Annotated in this window: 18 protein-coding genes; 10 read left to right on the top strand and 8 right to left on the bottom strand. The window is 70.1% G+C overall.

Features of this window, described 5'->3' with window-relative positions; all coding sequences use genetic code 11:
- Positions 1–131: 131 nt before the first annotated feature.
- From E1269_RS07185 to dnaA, 5 genes are all read right to left on the bottom strand, one after another.
- Entirely contained in the window at positions 132–755 is a 624-nt protein-coding gene (locus tag E1269_RS07185; RefSeq protein ID WP_131892855.1) for a DciA family protein, read from the bottom strand.
- A 25-nt stretch (positions 756–780) separates the two neighbouring features.
- Positions 781–1,950, bottom strand: a complete 1,170-nt coding sequence (recF, locus tag E1269_RS07180; protein WP_131892853.1) for a DNA replication/repair protein RecF — start codon at positions 1,948–1,950, stop codon at positions 781–783.
- A gap of 21 nt (positions 1,951–1,971) precedes the next feature.
- Complete coding sequence (gene gnd, locus E1269_RS07175) at positions 1,972–2,907, bottom strand: phosphogluconate dehydrogenase (NAD(+)-dependent, decarboxylating) (protein WP_239000813.1); 936 nt, start codon at positions 2,905–2,907, stop codon at positions 1,972–1,974.
- 112 nt (positions 2,908–3,019) lie between these two features.
- Positions 3,020–4,153 (bottom strand): DNA polymerase III subunit beta, encoded by a 1,134-nt coding sequence (dnaN, locus tag E1269_RS07170; RefSeq protein ID WP_131892851.1) that lies wholly within the window; start codon positions 4,151–4,153, stop codon positions 3,020–3,022.
- A gap of 403 nt (positions 4,154–4,556) precedes the next feature.
- Positions 4,557–6,050: a chromosomal replication initiator protein DnaA gene (gene dnaA, locus E1269_RS07165; protein WP_275264071.1), complete on the bottom strand. Its 1,494-nt coding sequence runs from the start codon at positions 6,048–6,050 to the stop codon at positions 4,557–4,559.
- A 473-nt stretch (positions 6,051–6,523) separates the two neighbouring features.
- On the opposite strand from dnaA, the gene rpmH reads away from it, so the two are divergent.
- From rpmH to E1269_RS07125, 8 genes are all read left to right on the top strand, one after another.
- The gene (gene rpmH, locus E1269_RS07160) at positions 6,524–6,661 is read left to right on the top strand and encodes a 50S ribosomal protein L34 (RefSeq protein WP_131892847.1); all 138 of its coding nucleotides are present in this window, start codon (positions 6,524–6,526) and stop codon (positions 6,659–6,661) included.
- A 37-nt stretch (positions 6,662–6,698) separates the two neighbouring features.
- Positions 6,699–7,064 (top strand): ribonuclease P protein component, encoded by a 366-nt coding sequence (rnpA, locus tag E1269_RS07155; protein WP_131892845.1) that lies wholly within the window; start codon positions 6,699–6,701, stop codon positions 7,062–7,064.
- A complete protein-coding gene (yidD, locus tag E1269_RS07150; protein ID WP_131892843.1) occupies positions 7,061–7,405 on the top strand; it encodes a membrane protein insertion efficiency factor YidD in 345 nt (114 codons plus the stop codon). The genes rnpA and yidD overlap by 4 nt, the downstream gene beginning before the upstream one ends.
- A 7-nt stretch (positions 7,406–7,412) precedes the next feature.
- Positions 7,413–8,339 carry a membrane protein insertase YidC gene (gene yidC / locus E1269_RS07145; protein ID WP_203433073.1) on the top strand — a complete coding sequence of 309 codons (927 nt, stop codon included), beginning with the start codon at positions 7,413–7,415 and terminating at the stop codon, positions 8,337–8,339.
- A 134-nt stretch (positions 8,340–8,473) separates the two neighbouring features.
- Positions 8,474–8,947, top strand: a complete 474-nt coding sequence (locus E1269_RS07140) for a Jag family protein (protein WP_203433125.1) — start codon at positions 8,474–8,476, stop codon at positions 8,945–8,947.
- A gap of 88 nt (positions 8,948–9,035) precedes the next feature.
- On the top strand, positions 9,036–9,716 hold the full coding sequence (gene rsmG / locus E1269_RS07135) for a 16S rRNA (guanine(527)-N(7))-methyltransferase RsmG (protein ID WP_131892839.1): 681 nt from the start codon (positions 9,036–9,038) through the stop codon (positions 9,714–9,716).
- A gap of 263 nt (positions 9,717–9,979) precedes the next feature.
- Complete coding sequence (locus E1269_RS07130) at positions 9,980–10,870, top strand: ParA family protein (protein WP_131893009.1); 891 nt, start codon at positions 9,980–9,982, stop codon at positions 10,868–10,870.
- Positions 10,863–11,909, top strand: a complete 1,047-nt coding sequence (locus E1269_RS07125) for a ParB/RepB/Spo0J family partition protein (protein ID WP_131892837.1) — start codon at positions 10,863–10,865, stop codon at positions 11,907–11,909. The genes E1269_RS07130 and E1269_RS07125 overlap by 8 nt, the downstream gene beginning before the upstream one ends.
- An 84-nt stretch (positions 11,910–11,993) precedes the next feature.
- Here the strand turns inward: E1269_RS07125 and E1269_RS07120 are convergent, their stop codons facing one another.
- From E1269_RS07120 to E1269_RS07110, 3 genes are all read right to left on the bottom strand, one after another.
- Positions 11,994–12,965, bottom strand: a complete 972-nt coding sequence (locus E1269_RS07120; protein WP_131892835.1) for a D-alanine--D-alanine ligase family protein — start codon at positions 12,963–12,965, stop codon at positions 11,994–11,996.
- A gap of 15 nt (positions 12,966–12,980) precedes the next feature.
- A complete protein-coding gene (locus tag E1269_RS07115) occupies positions 12,981–14,348 on the bottom strand; it encodes an aminotransferase-like domain-containing protein (protein ID WP_420810604.1) in 1,368 nt (455 codons plus the stop codon).
- A gap of 90 nt (positions 14,349–14,438) precedes the next feature.
- Positions 14,439–15,575 (bottom strand): N-acetylmuramoyl-L-alanine amidase, encoded by a 1,137-nt coding sequence (locus tag E1269_RS07110; protein WP_131892831.1) that lies wholly within the window; start codon positions 15,573–15,575, stop codon positions 14,439–14,441.
- A gap of 300 nt (positions 15,576–15,875) precedes the next feature.
- Between E1269_RS07110 and E1269_RS07105 the strand changes: the two genes are divergently transcribed.
- Together E1269_RS07105 and E1269_RS07100 are read left to right on the top strand one after the other, a co-directional pair.
- The gene (locus E1269_RS07105; RefSeq protein WP_131892829.1) at positions 15,876–16,430 is read left to right on the top strand and encodes a hypothetical protein; all 555 of its coding nucleotides are present in this window, start codon (positions 15,876–15,878) and stop codon (positions 16,428–16,430) included.
- On the top strand, positions 16,424–17,320 hold the full coding sequence (locus tag E1269_RS07100; protein WP_131892827.1) for a hypothetical protein: 897 nt from the start codon (positions 16,424–16,426) through the stop codon (positions 17,318–17,320). Before E1269_RS07105 ends, E1269_RS07100 begins: the two co-directional genes overlap by 7 nt.
- Positions 17,321–17,357 lie beyond the last annotated feature (37 nt).

Raw genomic sequence — 17,357 nt, 5'->3', positions numbered from 1 at the left:
TCGCAGCCGCATGGATCGACAGTCGTGTGTCCCCATACCCGCACCGGGAGGCTCGGGGACGCTGAGGGCCATCTGGCGCCGCGGAGCGGATCGAGGGTGGTGGCGCCTCTCGTAAACGCACCGGGGACCGATCAGCCGTAGGTGTCGCGTGGCCCGCGGCCGGGCACGCTGCGCGGCCCTTTGCGCCAGCTCGGCCCCTGCGGACCCAGGACCTCGACCCGGGTGACCGTGCCGTCGCCGATCTCATGGTTGAGCTTGCGGACCAGCTCGGCCGCGAAGAGGCGGACCTGTGTGGCCCATGCGGTGGAGTCCGCACGCACCGTCAGCACGCCGCCGTCGTAGTGCTCCGGCTGGACGTGGGCGGCGACCTCGGGCCCGACGACGTCGTCCCAGCGGGCGACGGCGCCGTGCACCGCGAGGTCCTCGGACCAGCCGTGCTCGCCGACGAGGCGGTCGAGGGCGGCGCTGACCGACTGCGGGTCGCGGTCGTCGGTGCCCGGACCGCTCCAACCCGAACCCGGCGCCCGCCGCGAACGCCAGCCGTCGCGACCGCCAGGTTTGCGGGGTGCCCGCTGCGTGCGAGCCGCGCCACCCGGACGACCTGCCGCCTTGGCCCTGGCCACCAGCGCCTTCGCGAGCTCGTCGCCGTCGGGGTTCCACGTGAAACCGTCGCCGCCGGCGGTGTCGTCGGCGGCCGGCGCGCCCTCAGAGCCTGGAGGCAACCCGTCGGGCGGGCCGCCGTCGTTCGTCGTCATCGGTCGCGGTCACCTCCCCGGCCGGTCACCCGACGCGTCGTACCTCTCCGCCCAGGACGTCGACGCGCACGCCGCTGAGCCCGGCCGGCACGTCACCTGGTACGGCTGCCGTGACCAGCACTTGCTCTGCGCCTGCGGTCAGCTCGGCCAGCCGGTCACGGCGACCGGAGTCGAGCTCGGCGAAGACGTCGTCCAGCACCAGTACAGGGTCACTTCCCGTGGAACGCAACAGCTCGTAAGACGCGAGCCGCAGCGCGAGCGCGAACGACCACGACTCGCCGTGGCTCGCGTAGCCCTTCGCCGGCATCGGGCCCAGGTTGAGCACGAGGTCGTCGCGGTGCGGGCCGACCAGTGAGATGCCGCGGTCCAGCTCGTCGCGTCGCCGCTCGCCGACGGCGCCGAGCAGGGCCGCCGCCAGCCGCTCGCGATCGGGCACCAGTTCGGCCTGCTGGCCCAGCGAGCACTTGTACGCCAGCTGCGTTTCGCGTCCACCTTCGCCGCCGTCACCACCCGCGACCGCGTCGTACGCCTTGGCCACCAGCGGCCGCAGCGCCTCGACCAGCTCGAGCCGGGCGGCCAGCAGCTCCGCACCGTGCTGGGCGAGGTGAGTGTCCCACACGTCGAGCGTGCGCAGGTCGGGTCCGCCGGATCCGCCACGGGCCGCCCGCACGGCCGCGCCGGCGGACTTGAGCAGGGCGTTGCGCTGTTTGAGCACGCGCTCGTAGTCGGAGCGGACGCCGGCGAATCGCGGCGTCCGGGAGACCAGGAGCTCGTCGAGGAAGCGCCGACGCTCCGCGGGATCGCCCTTGACCAGCGCCAAGTCCTCGGGCGCGAACAGAACGGTGTTCAGCACGCCGAGGATCTCGCGCGCCCGCGGCACCGGCGATCGGTTGATTCGGGCGCGGTTGGCCTTCCCGGGGGTGATCTCGACCTCCAGCAGCGTGCTGCGCCCCTCGGACGAGGCGGAGTCGACGATGCTGCCGCGCACCACCGCGCGCTCGGCGCCGATACGGACCAGCGGTGCGTCCTGCGCGACCCGGTGGCTGCCCAGCGTCGCCAGGTAGTTGACCGCCTCGACCAGATTGGTCTTGCCCTGCCCGTTGGGCCCGATGAACGCTGTCACGCCGGGATCGAGCGGCAGCTCCATCCCGGCATAGGACCGGAAGTCGACCAGTGACAGGTGCGCGACGTGCATGCTCGCGATGCCTCGCGCCGGTCAGGTGCGTACGTCGCCGGCACCGGACGTTGGCCCGGCCGATTTCACCGCGTGGCCACCGAACTGGTTGCGCAGAGCGGCGACCGCCTTCATGGCGGGAGAGTCGTCCTGCCGCGACTCGAACCGGGCGAACAGCGCCGCGGTGATGGCCGGCATGGGCACGGAGTTGCGGATGGCCTCCTCGACCGTCCACCGTCCCTCGCCGGAGTCCTCGACGAAGCCTTCGATCTCGGCGAGCTTGGGGTCGTTCTCCAGCGCCCGGACCAGCAGGTCGAGCAGCCAGGAGCGCACGACCGTGCCCCGTGACCAGGCCTTCATGGTGCCATGGACGTCCTCGACGATGCCGGACCGGGCCATCAGCTCGTAGCCCTCGCCGTAGGCCTGCATGAGCCCGTACTCGATGCCGTTGTGGACCATCTTCGCGTAGTGCCCGGCACCGACGCCGCCGGCGTGCACGAAGCCCTCGTCCCGTGGTCCTTCCGGGCGCAGTGCGTCGAAGATCGGGAGCATCCGCTGCACGTTCGCCGCGTCGCCGCCGACCATGAGCCCGTAACCGACGTCGAGGCCCCAGATGCCGCCGGAGACGCCGCAGTCGAGGTACCCGACACCCTGCGCGGCGAGGACCTCCGCGTTGCGGACGTCGTCGGTGAAGCGGGAGTTGCCGCCGTCGACGACGAGATCGCCCTCGTCGAGGAGGTCGGCCAGCTCTTCGACGGTGCCACGGGTCGCGTCGCCGGCGGGCACCATGACCCACACCGCGCGCGGCGCGGCCAGGCGCTCCACCAGCTCCTTCAGGCTGGCGGCGTCGCTGACGTCGGGGTTGCGGTCGTAGCCGACGACGCTGTGGCCGGCGCGACGGACGCGCTCGCGCATGTTGCCACCCATGCGGCCCAGGCCCACCAGGCCCAGCTCCATGACGTTCCCTTCTGTGGCCACCAGAGTTCCTCCCGTGTCGGTGGGCGAGCTACGTCGCGCGTGGATGTCTCCATCCTCGCGCGTGGACCGCGGCGGGCGCCCGTCGGCCCACCCTCCCACCGCTTGAGGGGCGTCAGCCGGAGAGCCTGATGGGCATCGCCAGATAGCGGTAGCCGCCGTCGGGATCCGCTTCGAGGCTGGGCACGCCCTGGATGACCACCGGCTTCAGCGGGGTGTCGGTGAAGGACAGATGCACGAACTGGGTGCCCAGCGCCTGCAAGCCGTCGAGGAGATAGGTGGGGTTGAAGCCGGTGGCGATGGCCGGGCCCTGCACGTCGGCGGGCAGTGCCTCCGACGCCTGGGCGTCCTCGCCGCTGCCGGCCTCGAGAACCACCTGACCGTCGTCGAAGGCCAGCCGCACCGGCGTGTTGCGCTCAGCCACCAAGGCGACCCGCTTGACCGACTCGACCAGCGACGAGATCTCGACCCGCGCGACCGTAGCGGTGTCGGCCGGGAACAGCCGGCGGTAGTTGGGAACCCATTCGCCGTCGATCAGCCGGCTGGTGGTGTTGCGGCCCCCGGCGGCCAGGCCGAGGAGGCTGTCCTGCGAGCCGGTGCCCAGCGCGAGCGTGACCTCGCCGGCCGGCGCGAGCGTCTTCGCCGCGTCGACGAGCGTGCGCGCCGGCACCAGTGCCACCACGGAGGTGTCGGGACGGCCGGGGTTCCAGGTGAACTCGCGCACGGCCAGCCGATACCGGTCGGTGGCCCCGAGCGTGACGGTCTCGCCCTCGATCTCGATCCGGATGCCGGTGAGCGTGGGCAGCATGTCGTCGCGGCCGGCGGCGACGGCCACCTGGCTCACCGCCTCGGCGAGGACCGCGCCGTCGACGGTGCCGGATGCCTCGGGCATGGACGGCAGGTCGGGATACTCCTCGACCGGCAGCGTCTGCAAGGTGAAGCGGGCGCTGCCACAGGTGATGGTGACCTTGGCACCGTCGGCGTTGAGGTCGACTGGCTTGGCGGGCAGTGACCGGGCGATGTCGGCCAGCAACCGGCCGGACACCAGGACCGTGCCACCGTCGGCGATGTCGGCGTCGACCGACACCCTGCCGGAGACCTCGTAGTCGAACGACGAGAACGTCACCTGGGAGTCGGACGCGTCGATGCGCAGACCCGCCAGCACCGGCACGGTGGGCCGGTTGGGCAGGGTGCGAGCCGTCCATGCGACGGCATCAGCCAATACATCGCGATCGAGCCGGAACTTCACCGGTCCACCGTCCTCCCCTCGGGCGTCCGCCCGGGCCGTTGTGGTTCGACGTCATCCTTCCACGCGGCGCCGACAGGTGGGTCCAGAGGCGTCAATCGACGCGCTCTCGGCCCGCCATCCACAGAAAGCCGGCCGCCAAGCTTGTGCGGTGCTCCGGAACCCATGTCTGGACTGGTCGGGTGAATAGCGTTGGTGGAAAGTGTGGAAAACCATGAACGTCGCAGCTCGGAGGCACTATCGTCGTCCACGGAGCTTGTGGGTGCAGGCTGATGCCACCGTGGATGGCCGGTGGTTGTCCACCGGGCCGTGGTGGTTTCCGCAGTCCGGTCCACCGCGCGACCCCAGATGTCCACAGAGTTGTCCACACCCTGTGAGAAGTCGATCACGCCGTGCGTCGTGTGAGTCATGACTGCCGAGCCTGCTGCTTGATGCGGTTGGTCAGCTCGGTCACCTGGTTGAAGACGCTGCGCCGCTCCGCCATGAGCGTGCGGATCTTCCGCTCGGCATGCATGACAGTGGTGTGGTCACGGCCGCCGAAGTGCTGGCCGATCTTCGGCAGCGACAGCTCGGTGAGCTCACGACACAGGTACATGGCGATCTGGCGGGCCGTGACGAGCACGCGGCTGCGGCTGGTGCCCTGCAGGTCCTCGATGGTCAGGCCGAAGTATGCGGACGTCTGGGCCATGATCGTCGCCGCGGTGATCTCGGGCCCGGAGTCGGTGGGCACGAGATCGCGCAGCACGATCTCGGCCAGGGAGAGGTCGACCGGCTGGCGGTTGAGGCTCGCGAACGCCGTGACACGGATGAGCGCGCCCTCCAGCTCACGGATGTTCGTGGCGATCCGGCTCGCGATGTACTCCAGCACGTCCGGGGAGACGTTGAGGTGGTCCTGAGTGGCCTTCTTGGACAGGATCGCGATGCGCGTCTCGAGGTCGGGCGGCTGCACGTCGCAGGTCAGGCCCCACTCGAATCGGTTGCGCAGTCGATCCTCCAGCGCCGACAGCTGCTTGGGCGGTCGATCGGACGTGATGACGATCTGCTTGTTCGCGTTGTGGAGCGTGTTAAACGTGTGGAAGAACTCCTCCTGCGTCTGGATCTTGCCCTCGAGGAACTGGATGTCGTCGATGAGCAGGACGTCGACGTCGCGGTAGCGGCGCTGGAAGGCCGACGCCTTGTCGTCGCGGATGGAGTTGATGAAGTCGTTGGTGAACTCCTCCGAGCTCACGTACCGCACCCGGGTGCCGGGGTACATCGTCCGCGTGTAGTGCCCGATGGCGTGCAGGAGATGGGTCTTGCCCAGACCAGACTCCCCGTAGACGTGCAGCGGGTTGTAGGCCTTGCCGGGCGCCTCGGCGACGGCGACCGTGGCGGCGTGCGCGAACCGGTTGCTCGAACCGATGACGAAGGTGTCGAACGTATAGCGGGGATTGAGATGTGGTTCGACATCGGGTCGTCGCGGCGCCGCGGTGTCGGCGGAATTGCGCTGCGGGACGAACGATGCCTCGGACGCCGCGGTGATGCGCGGGATCTCCTCGGTGTCCACCGTCGACGACGTGGCGGGCTCGGCGTAGTCGCCGGCCGAGGTGGCGGGCGACGGCGGCGGCGGTGGCACGTCGCCCGGGCCCGGCTCGGGAGGCGGGCTGACGCTGACCGCCAGCCCGACCGGCCGGCCCACCGCGGCGGACAGCGCGTCGACGATGTGCGTGCGCAGCCGCTGCTCGATCTGGGCGCGCGCGAAGTCGCTGGGTACGGCGATGACAGCCGTGCCCTCGACCAGGGTCACCGGCCTGGCCTGGGAGAGAAAGGCACGCTGCTGAGGCCCGATCTCGATGGACTCGAGATCGGTCAGTGCTTTCGCCCATGCGGTCGCGAAGTCGTTGCCCGCCTCGTCTGCCACAGTGCACTCCAAACTGGCGGCACCCGGCTGGCCACCCCCGGTTTTCTTTGTCCACACCGTCGTCCACAGCATGTGGAGGGTGTGGACACGTGGTGCTTTGTCTCTATCCGCTCCATTGTGACCTGCATGAACGCGATGCGTGTCACCCGGTGCCGCGTGGTCCGGACAGCGTGCCGGAGGACGTGACGCTAACAACATGCGGCCAGGGCTTCAACTGATGTCCACAGGTTCGCCCAGAACCACCGGCGTGTCGCTACTCCCAGTGACGACACCGACGGTGTCATGCTGGGCGGTTGCCGCCGCCCAGCCGGCCGGGCGGGCGCGTTTGACCGAAGGCGCGCCCAGCGCGTACCGTTAATCGGTCCGACGAGGGCTCCTGTTGACGTGCCCGGGGTTCGATCCCCGGGGACGCGCGGGTCCCGCACGGCACCCCGAAGCACGCACATCTCACCGATCGACACAGGAGCCCGGACGTGGTCAAGCGCACCTTCCAGCCGAACACCCGCCGTCGTGCGAAGACTCACGGCTTCCGGCTGCGCATGCGCACGCGTGCCGGCCGCGCCATCCTCGCGTCCCGCCGCAGCAAGGGCCGTGCCAAGCTGTCCGCCTGATCCGGCTGGCCGGCTTGCGCTCGCTCGACGATCTGAGGTGCTGAAGGCCGAGCACCGGCTCCGACGCTCGGCCGATTTCCGGGTGATCGTGCGCCGTGGCGTCCGTGTCGGACGGCCGACCATGGTCGTGCATCTGATGCCCGCGGGTGAGGCGGGTCCCCCGGATGCGCCCCCGTCGGTGGGCCTGGTCGTCGGCCGGACGGTTGGGGGTGCAGTGGTTCGTAACACGGTGCGGCGGCGGCTGCGCCATCTGTTGGCCGAGCGCCTCGACCGGCTTCCCCGCGGATCCTCTGTGGTGGTTCGCGCGCTGCCGGGTATCGCCGGTGCTCCCAGCTCCACGCTCGCGCGTGAGCTCGATACCGCTCTCGATCGGGCCATGGTCCGGGCGGAGAAGCGGCAATGAAGACTCTTCTGGTCGCCCTGCTCAAGGGCTACCGCCTGATCATCAGCCCGCTGTACGGGCAGACCTGTCGCTACTACCCGTCGTGCTCGGCCTACGCGCTGACGGCGGTCGAGCGGCACGGTGCCCTGCGTGGCGGATGGCTGGCAGCCCGCCGCCTCGGCCGGTGCCATCCGTGGTGTGCCGGCGGCGTCGACCTCGTCCCCAGCCGTGAGACCTACCGGTGGTGGGGACGGGCAGAGGGCACCGACGGCGAGACGCCCGGTGCCGGCGATTCCCGTGGAGCTTCCGAGTCCCCGGCGGTAACGGCGCCAGGGACCCCAACCCCTCTCAGAGGAGTCTGATACACCCGTGGATACCGTCCTCGCACCGTTGCTGTACCTCGTCAGCTGGATCATGATCGGCTGGCATTGGCTCTTCTCCGAGTTGATGGGCATCGACCACGACGGTGTGAACTGGGCGCTGTCGATCATCGGGCTGGTCGTCGTCATCCGGATCCTGCTGATCCCGCTGTTCGTGCGGCAGATCCGCTCGCAGCGCAAGATGCAGCTGCTGCAGCCGCAACTGCGTGAGCTGCAGAAGAAGTACAAGGGCGACCGCGAGCGTCTCCAGCAGGAGATGATGAAGCTCTACAAGGACACCGGGACCAACCCGTTCGCGTCCTGCCTGCCCATCCTGCTGCAGGCACCGTTCTTCTTCGCTCTCTTCCGGGTGCTGGACGGCATCGCCAAGGACAACGCCCGAGGCGCGTTCGAGCAAGGGTCGGCGCTGTTCGAGTCCGCGATGAACGCCGAGATCTTCGGTGCCAAGCTGTCCGAGTCGTTCCTCACGTCCGACGACCTCAACACCAAGATCATCGCCGCGGTGATGGTCGTGCTGATGGTGGCCTCGCAGTTCATCACGCAGCGGCAGATCATGCGCAAGAACATGCCCAAGGAGGCCCTGGAGGGCCCGTTCGCGCAGCAGCAGAAGATCCTGCTGTACGTGCTGCCCCTCGTCTTCGCGTTCTCCGGTGTCTACTTCCCGCTCGGAACCGTGCTGTACTGGCTCACCTCGAACTTCTGGACCATGGGCCAGCAGCTCTATGTGATCCGGCGGATGCCCGCTCCGGGCACCGAGGCCGAGCGGGCCCACCAGCGCCGGTTGGAGGAGAAGGCACGGCGCAAGGGCGTTGCCCTGCCCACCCCGGACGCCGGCCCGGAGCCGGAGGAGCCCCAGGGCGAGGTCGTGCGGCGCCAGCCGAAGAAGACCAGCCGGGCACAACGCAAGAAGAAATAGCCGCCGTCGGTGGTTGCGAGTGTGGCCGGGCCCTGACGGGCGAGACCCGTCCCATGAACGAATATGAGGAGTCGAAGGTGAGCGAGGCTGACACCGATCGCGACGCTGTGCAGGAAAGCGCGAACGAAGCGGGCATGACGGTCGCCGAGCGGCTGGAACGCGAGGGTGACATCGCGGCGGACTACCTGGAGGAACTGCTCGACATCGCGGACCTCGACGGCGACATCGACATGGACGTCGAGGGCGACCGCGCGGTGGTGTCCGTTGTCGGCGACGGCTTGGATTCCCTGATCGGCGACGACGGCAAGGTCCTGGAGGCGCTGCAGGAGCTCACCCGGCTAGCGGTCGTGCGGGAGACCGGTGAGCGCAGCCGGCTGATGCTGGACATCGGCGGCTTCCGGGCCAACCGGCGCACGGAGGTGCTGGAGCTGGCCAAGCAGGTCATCGAGGCGGTCCGGTCGTCCGGCGAGCCGGAGTCGCTTGGCGCGATGTCGCCGTTCGAGCGCAAGGTCGTTCATGACGCGGTGGCCGCGGCCGGGCTCCGGAGCGAGTCCGAGGGCGAGGAGCCCCGCCGCTACGTGGTCGTCATGCCGGCGACGCCGGCCTGAGGGCTTCTCACGCCGACGGCGCCCGCCCGTGAGTGCTTGCCGGCGGGCGCCGTTTCACGTGAAACACCGAGCGTTGGGAGGCCGGGTCATGTACGGGTCCGATGGCGTACCTGACTCGGCCTCCTCCGTGTTCGGACCCCGGGTCGGGGTGGCCGCGGCCTACGCGGAGCTGCTGGCCGGCCCTGGCATCGAGCGCGGACTCCTGGGACCGCGCGAGGCCCCGCGGCTCTGGGACCGGCACATCTTGAACTCCGCCGTGCTGGCAGAGCTCGTCGAGCCGGGGCTGCGGGTGGCCGATGTCGGCTCGGGTGCCGGATTGCCAGGCATCCCGCTCGCGATCGCCCGCCCCGACCTCGAGATGGTGCTGATCGAACCGCTGCTGCGTCGTAGCGAGTTCTTGACCGAGGCGGTGCAGCGGCTGCGCCTGGAATCGGTGACGGTGCTGCGCTCGCGCGCCGAGGACGTGACGCCGAGCGCGACGTTCGACGTCGTCGCGGCCCGAGCGGTGGCACCGATGGAACGACTGGCAGGCTGGACCCTTCCGCTCCTGCGGCCCGGTGGCCTGCTGCTGGCCATGAAGGGCGAGTCGGTTTCCGAAGAGTTGCGCGATTCCGCCGCGTCGTTGGCGAGAATGGGTGCGACGTCGTGGAGAGTTGAGGTAGCCGGCACCGGCGTCGTCGAACCGGTCGCGCGAGTTGCCGTGGTCACCGCGGGACGCGCGGACAGGGTGCCGGAACGGGGTGCACGACAACGGAGGAAGAACAGATGAGCGATGCCACTGTCGTACCGGGCCTGGGGTGGCCGACGGCAGCTGGGGTCGTCGCGAGCATGGACGCTACGGGGGAACGGCGGTCGGCGATCGGCTGGCCGCCGACCGATGGGACCATTGATGCGGCGGGCGGACCGTCGTCGAACCTGGAGCGTGAGAGATCGGTGAATGCGGGCGAGCGACCGGCTGACGTGGCGGAGCGGGCACAGGTGCGAACGGCGGCCGAGCTGGCCGACTTCGCGATGTCCGGGTCGCTGGCGGACATGGACACCCCCATCGCCCGCGAGGCCGCGGTAGCGCTGATGGCCGTCGGCCGCCGTACGGCGCCGATGCCGGAGCCCGAGCAGACGCGGGTGATGGTGGTCGCGAACCAGAAGGGCGGCGTGGGCAAGACCACCACGACCGTCAACCTGGCGGCGGCGCTCGCCGTCAGCGGGCTGCGCGTCCTAGTCGTCGACCTCGACCCGCAGGGCAACGCGTCCACGGCCTTGGGCATCGACCACCACGCGGAGATCCCGAGCATCTACGACGTCATGGTCGAGGAGACTCCCATCTCCGACGTGGTGCAGAAGGTCGAGGAGATCGACGGGCTATGGTGCGTGCCCGCCACCATCGATCTCGCCGGTGCGGAGATCGAGCTGGTCTCGATGGTCGCCCGCGAGTCGCGGATGCGGAAGGCAATGGATCAGCACCTGAAGTCCGAGGGCGTCGAGTACGACTACGTGTTCATCGACTGCCCACCATCGCTGGGCCTCTTGACCGTCAACGCGCTCGTCGGCGGGGACGAGGTGCTCATCCCGATCCAGTGCGAGTACTACGCGCTGGAAGGGCTGAGTCAGCTGCTCAAGAACATCGACATGGTGCGCGCCCATCTCAACCGCGAGCTCGCGGTGTCGACGATCCTGCTGACGATGTACGACGGGCGGACGCGTCTGGCCGCACAGGTGGCCGACGAGGTACGCAGGCACTTCGGCGACACCGTCCTGCGTACCGCGATCCCGCGGTCGGTGCGCATCAGTGAGGCACCCAGTTATGGGCAGACGGTCATGACGTACGACGCGGCGTCCAGCGGCGCGCTGTCCTACCTGGAGGCCGCCCGCGAGATCGCGGAGCGGGGGACGACGGACCAGCATGGGGAGACACGCGATGGCTGAGAAGAGGCGGGGACTCGGGCGCGGCCTGGGTGCGCTGATCCCGACGGGGGAGCCGGGGGACGCGGGCACGGTGCGTAGGTCGCCCGTCGACGTCTTCTTCCCGGAGGGACGGCAGGGCGCGAACGGCGCGCACCCGACGGCGGATGGCACTGTTTCACGTGAAACGCAGCCGGCGGACGGCGACCTCGTCCCTGTCGACGGTGCCACGTTCGCCGAGATCCCGGTCGATGCCATCACGGCGAATCCGAGACAGCCGCGACAGGTCTTCGACGAGGACGCGCTCGCGGAGCTGGTGTCGTCGATCCGGGAGGTCGGCCTGCTCCAGCCGATCGTCGTGCGGCGGCTTGGCGAGGGCAGCTACGAGCTGGTGATGGGCGAGCGACGGTGGCGGGCCACCAAGGAGGCCGGCCTGGCCACCATCCCCGCCATCGTGCGTACCACGCGCGACGACGACATGCTCCGCGACGCGCTGCTGGAGAACCTCCACCGCAGCCAGCTCAACCCGCTGGAGGAGGCGGCCGCGTACCAGCAACTGCTGGACGACTTCGGTTGCACGCACGACGAGCTGGCGGTCCGCATCAAGCGCAGCCGTCCGCAGATCTCCAACACGCTGCGCCTGCTCAAGCTCCCGCCGCTGGTCCAGCGGCGGGTCGCCGCCGGCGTCCTGTCGGCCGGGCACGCTCGGGCGCTGCTGGGACTGGCAGATGGCGCGGCACAGGAGCGGCTGGCCCAGCGCATCGTCGCCGAAGGGCTGAGCGTCCGCACGGTCGAGGAGATCGTGGCGATCGGTGACGCCGGCATGCCCAAGGAGCGCGCCAAGCGTGCGCAGCGCCCCGTCGCGCCTCGGCTCTCCGACATCGCCAGCGCGCTGTCGGAGCGTCTGGACACCAGGGTGAAGGTCAACCTCGGCCGCAGCAAGGGCAAGGTCACCATTGAGTTCGCCAGTATCGACGACCTCGAGCGCATAGTCAGCACCATCGACCCGACCATGCACGTGCCGGGCCGCAACGGCGACGGAGACGGCGACCCAGCGGGCTGACCGCTCCGAAACGCCACGGCCGGGCCACTCCTTTTCGGAGCGGCCCGGCCGTCGTCTGGTGCGCTGAAGCGCGGCGTGACGGCGTCAGCTGGACGCGTCGGGCTCGTGGTGCCGGGCGACGGCGGCCGCCAGCAGGTCGCGGGCCAGCAGCCCGAGGTCGAGGCCCGCTGCCTGGACCGCCTGCGGCAGCAGCGATGTCTCCGTCATGCCCGGAGCGACGTTCACGTCCAGCAGCCACGGAACGCCGTCGTCGTCAACGATGACGTCGGTGCGGGAGAGATCGCGCAGCCCCAGCATCTTGTGCGCCGCGACAGCGACGTCGGCGACGGCGCGTGCAGTGGCGGCGTCCAGCCTGGCGGGGACGAAGAACTCGGTGGCGCCGGCGGTGTAGCGGGCGTGGTAGTCGTACGTCCCCGACTCCGGCACGATCTCGACCGCCGGAAGCGCCCGCGGTCCGTCGCCGGTGTCGACGACGGAGACGGCCACTTCGGTGCCGCCGATCCACCGCTCGACCAGCGCCGGCTCTCCGTAGGCGAAGCACTCGACCATGGCGGCCGGCAGCTCGTCGATGGAGCGAACCACGGTGGTGCCGAGAGCCGAGCCGCCGCGGGCGGGCTTGACCACGACCGGCAGCCCGAGGCGGGCGACCAGCGCGTCCAGAAGCGCGCCGGCACCGAGCTCGCGGAACGTCGACTGCGGCAGCACCGCCGACAGCGGCGTGGCGATGCCGGCCCGCCGGACAATGGACTTCGCCGCCGGCTTGTCGAACGCCAGCCGGCAGGCGGCCGCCGCGGACCCCACGTACGGCAGGTCCGACAGCGACAGCACCTCCTGGATGGCGCCGTCCTCGCCCTGCACGCCGTGGAGCAGCGGGAAGACGACGTCCGGCGAATCCTGGCGCAGCGCGGTGAGCAGGTCGCCGTCGGCGTCGCGTAGCTCGACATCGAGGCCCACCTCGCGCAGTGCCTCGGCGACCCTACGGCCCGAGCGCAGTGACACGTCACGCTCGTGGGAGAGGCCGCCAGCGAGAACGAGGACGCGGCCGAGATCACTCATGGTGGTACGAAACCCCTAACTCTGGTCCGGTGCCGGACCGTCCAGGCCGGGCCGGCGGGTGGCCGCCCATGCCCCGAAGGTGGCACGCAGCTCCATCTCCTGCTCGATGACCTGCGCGAGCCGGCGCACGCCTTCACGAATGCGTTCCGGCGTCGGGTAGCAGTACGACAGCCGCATGGACCGGGAGCCGAAGCCGTCGGCGAAGAACGCGGTACCGGGCACGTAGGCGACCCGGTTGGTGACTGCGCGTGGCAGCATGGCCTTGGCGTCGATGCCCTCGGGCAGGGTGAGCCAGACGTAGAAGCCGCCGGTTGGCTTGGTCCATTGCGCGCCCGCAGGCATGAGGTCGTCCAGCGACTCGAGCATGGCGTCGCGGCGCTCACGGTAGGCCTCGCGGAAGTCCTTGACCTGCGCCAGCCAGTCGTGACCCGCCAGGTAATCCGAAACGGCCAGCTGGCTGAATGCCGGCGGGCACAGCACGCTGTTCTCCGCGGCCAGCACCAGCTTCTCCCGGACGGCGTGCGGCGCGAGCGCCCAGCCGACCCGGAAGCCCGGCGCGAACGTCTTGGAGAACGAGCCCAGGTAGATGACCTGCTCGGCGTCGTCGGCCCGCAGCGCGCGCGGGACCTCGCCGTCGAACCCGAGCAGGCCGTACGGGTCGTCCTCGATGACGAGCACGTCCGCGTGCCGGCAGATCTCGAGGATCTCCGCGCGGCGCTGCGGTGTCAGCGTGACACCGGCGGGGTTGTGGTAGCTGGGGATCGTGTACAGGAACTTGATGGCGCTTCCGCTGGCACGGACGGTCGCGATGGCCTCGCGCAGCCGAGCCGGCACCAGACCGTCGTCGTCCATCTCCACGTGTACGACGTTGGCCTGGTAGGAGCGGAACGTCCCCAATGCCCCGACATAGGACGGCGCCTCGGCCAAAATCACGTCGCCGGGATCGATGAAGATGCGGGTCACGAGGTCGAGCGCCTGCTGCGAGCCCACGGTGACGGTGACGTCGTCGGGATGCGCGGCGATGCCGACTGGCCGCATGACCTCGCAGATCTGCTCGCGCAGCGTGGGGTCGCCCTGCCCGGAGCCGTACTGCAGCGCGGTCATCCCGCGCTTGTCGACGAGCTCGTGTACCAGGGAGCCGACCACGTCGAGCGGGAGGCCGGAGATGTTCGGCATGCCACCGGCGAGCGACACCACCTCGGGGCGGGACGCGACGGCGAACAGGGACCGCACCTCGGAGGCGGTCATGCCGTGGGTGCGGGTGGCGTAGCGGTCGACGTATGAGTCCAGACGTGAGCCGGTGGCGGCTGCTGCGTCGGTCGTCTTCCGGTTCGGGCTCGACTGATGGCTCACGTCACACACCTCCCGTGGATCGACCGACAACGACTCGCGGGCACCGGGGGATAGACCGGCGCCCAGCATCAACCATGCCCTACAACCAGGGGCGAAGGCGAATCGATTGCCCCGTTTCGGTCAGTTCGCGGCCAGGTCGTGGAACCGCAGCGCGCCGGTGGCGGCGTCCTCGCCCGACGGCAGGTAGACCCGCTGGATCGCAATGACCATCGCCTCCGCCACGACGTCGCGGAAGTCGGGATCGGCGAGCCGGGCGCCGTCGCCCTCGTTGGTGATGTAGCCCAGCTCGACCCGGACCGCGGCCATCTTCGTGTGGCGCAGCAGGTCCCAGGTCTTCGCGTGGGTCCGGCAGTCGACCAGATCGGTGCGTGCCACGATCTCTCGCTGCACCAGGCCGGCAAACTGCTCGCCGATGGCGCTGGCCGTGCCCGGCTCGTTGCCGCCGAAGTAGTACGTGGCGACGCCGGACGCCTCCGGGTTCGGGTGCGCGTCGACGTGCAGCGAGATGAGCAGGTTGGCGCCGGAGTCGTTGGCGAACTCGGCCCGCTCGGAATCCGTCGGCGAGGAGTCCGACCCCGGCCCGCGGGTGAGGAACGTCCGCACGCCCGTGGCCGTCAGGCGACCCTCGATGCGGGCGGCGAGGTCCTCGACCACGGCGGCTTCGTCCAGGCCGTGGGCGCGATGGCCTCGGTCGGCACCGCCGTGACCCGGGTCGATGACGACGACCTTGCCGGGCAGTCGCTTGCCCGCCTGTCGCAGCGCCTCGACGGCACGCAGGCTCTCCGGCCGCCCGCCGGTGACGATGGGCGCGAGCCGCCCCAGCGACTTGAACGTGCTCGGGCCGCAGGTGCCGTCCGCCGGGAGCCCGACGTTGCGCTGGAACTCGCGCAGGGCGTCGCCGGTGCGCGGGCCGAAGACCCCGTCGACCCGGCCGACGTCGAAGCCCAGCTCCGAGAGCCGCCGCTGCAGCGCGAGGACGTCGTCGCCGGCCTGCGGGTTGCCCACGACGTAGGACAGCAGCCGGTCGCCCAGCCGCCAGCGGGCTTCGTCGAGGACCCGGTACGTGGTGGCGTCGACGACTCCGGTGACCGTCAGGCCGCGCTCCTGCTGGAACTGCCGGACCGCGCGGTCGACGTCCTCGTCGAACGTGCTCGGGCCGGGCGCGGTGTCGTCCAGCAGACCCAGCTGCGTGAGCTTGGAGCGGATCTCCGCGATCGCCGGGCCGGTGTCGCCCAACTCGTAGCGAAGCATGGTCATCCGCGGGTGGTCCTTCCGTCGGCCGTGTTCTGGCATTGGGCTGCACGACGTGACCAGCGCACCAACCCGACACGGGCCGCACAAACCTCCGCCACAGCTCCCGGGGATTCTACCCACGACGGGCGGTCCGAATCGGGGACGCTCCGTGCGCATCCGAACCGGCCGTGCGCCGGCACCGGGTCCGGTGCCGCGGGCGGCGGCGACAGCTGCGGGCGAACCGTGTCTCGCCTGGGAGAATGACACCGGCCGTTAACGGCGAATGTGTTGCTCCTGTCACGCCTTGATCGCTATTGTCCCAGCATGAACGGCTCGCGTCCCCGGGCGGGCCGGCGCTTTATGGTCGGCTTGGCTTGTGTTGCTCTCTCAGCCGCCGCCTGCAGCGGCGGCGATGAGAACCATTCCGCCAGCGACCCCACTCCCACGGCGTCTACCAGCGGCGATGCCGCGACCAAGGTCGAAGCGGAGATCGAGTCCGTGTTCCAGGATTATTGGAATGCGGTCATTCAGGCACAAAGCGGGCAATCCGACGATCCTGCGTCACTGTTCGACGGAATCGCCACCGACGCCACGACCGAGGACAACGTCGGTATCGCACAGCGTTACGCCCAAGAGGGCATCACCCGCGTCGGGGAACCAGTCATCAGCGACGTCACGGTGAACGTCGTGTCCGATTCCGGGGTCGTGAGCGCGTGCGTCGACGAGTCGGACTGGGTGGCCCAGCTGCCCGACGGCTCCACGCTCCCGCCGCCGGAGGAGCAGTTGGCGCCGCACCCCGTCGTCTTCGAAGTGGTCGGCTCCGACGGCTCGTGGCTCATCGGAGACCCGATCGAACCTGGAGGAACTATCACATGCTGAAGCTCCGGACGCTCCTCCAGGTGTTGCTGGCGTGCGTGGCCCTCGTGGCGGCACTGCTCGGGACGACCACCATGACGGTCGCGGCCGAGGACGCGCAGACCCGCAACGTGTGCTGGGTGTACCTCGAGGTGCGGCCCGGGGTCTTCGAGTACGTCAACGTCTGCGCCGGCCCGGACGAGGACGACGGCGGTGGCGACGGCGACGGAGGCGGCGGGCCGAAATGCGACCTCACCCAGGACCCGTACGACGAGTTCTGCCTCGGCGTGCGCTCCTGCCGCGCCGACATCCCGTCGCCGATCCCCGAGGACAAGTGGCCCGAGGAGACCCGCCCGAGCCCGGACCACATCTTCACGTTCGTGGAGTGCCTCGTCCCGGACGAGGAGGAGATCTGGAGCCGCTGGCGCTGGGTCATCCCCTACGAGGACGCGTTACCCGGCCTGGGCTGGCAGGCGTTCGGGCGCCTCGAGACGCCGGCGTTCACGCTGAGCTTCGCACCGGCCGGCATGACCTACGTCGGCGCCGACACCCGGTTCTTCCTCGATGGCCTGGGCGACGGCGAGATCATCGGCGGGGTGGCCGGCCCACTGCAGGCCACCGGCACGCTGAGTCATGTCGAGATCGATCCCGGTGACTCCTCCGGCATCATCGACTGCCAGCCCGACCTGCGCGCCAACGCCTGCGAGCACGTCTACCTGTCGATGTCGCACGAGCAGGTCACGCTCGACCTGGACGGCCACCCGTCGTTCCCGGCGCAGGCGCGGCTGGTCTACGACGTCACGTTCACCGTGGGCGGCGTCGAGGTCGACCTGCCGGGCGTGCCGGACACGCTGGAGAGCCCGTGGAACGGCACCTTGGTGCCGGTCGGCGAGATCCAGGCGCTGGTCCGCTAGGGGCTGACGGCGGCCGCGCCTGCCGTCTGCCGGTTGC

It is taken from the genome of Jiangella asiatica (assembly GCF_004349065.1).
Classification (GTDB): Bacteria; Actinomycetota; Actinomycetes; order Jiangellales; family Jiangellaceae; genus Jiangella; species Jiangella asiatica.
The sequence above is the reverse complement of the archived record's forward strand: the minus strand, read 5'-3'. Positions and strand labels throughout refer to the sequence as shown.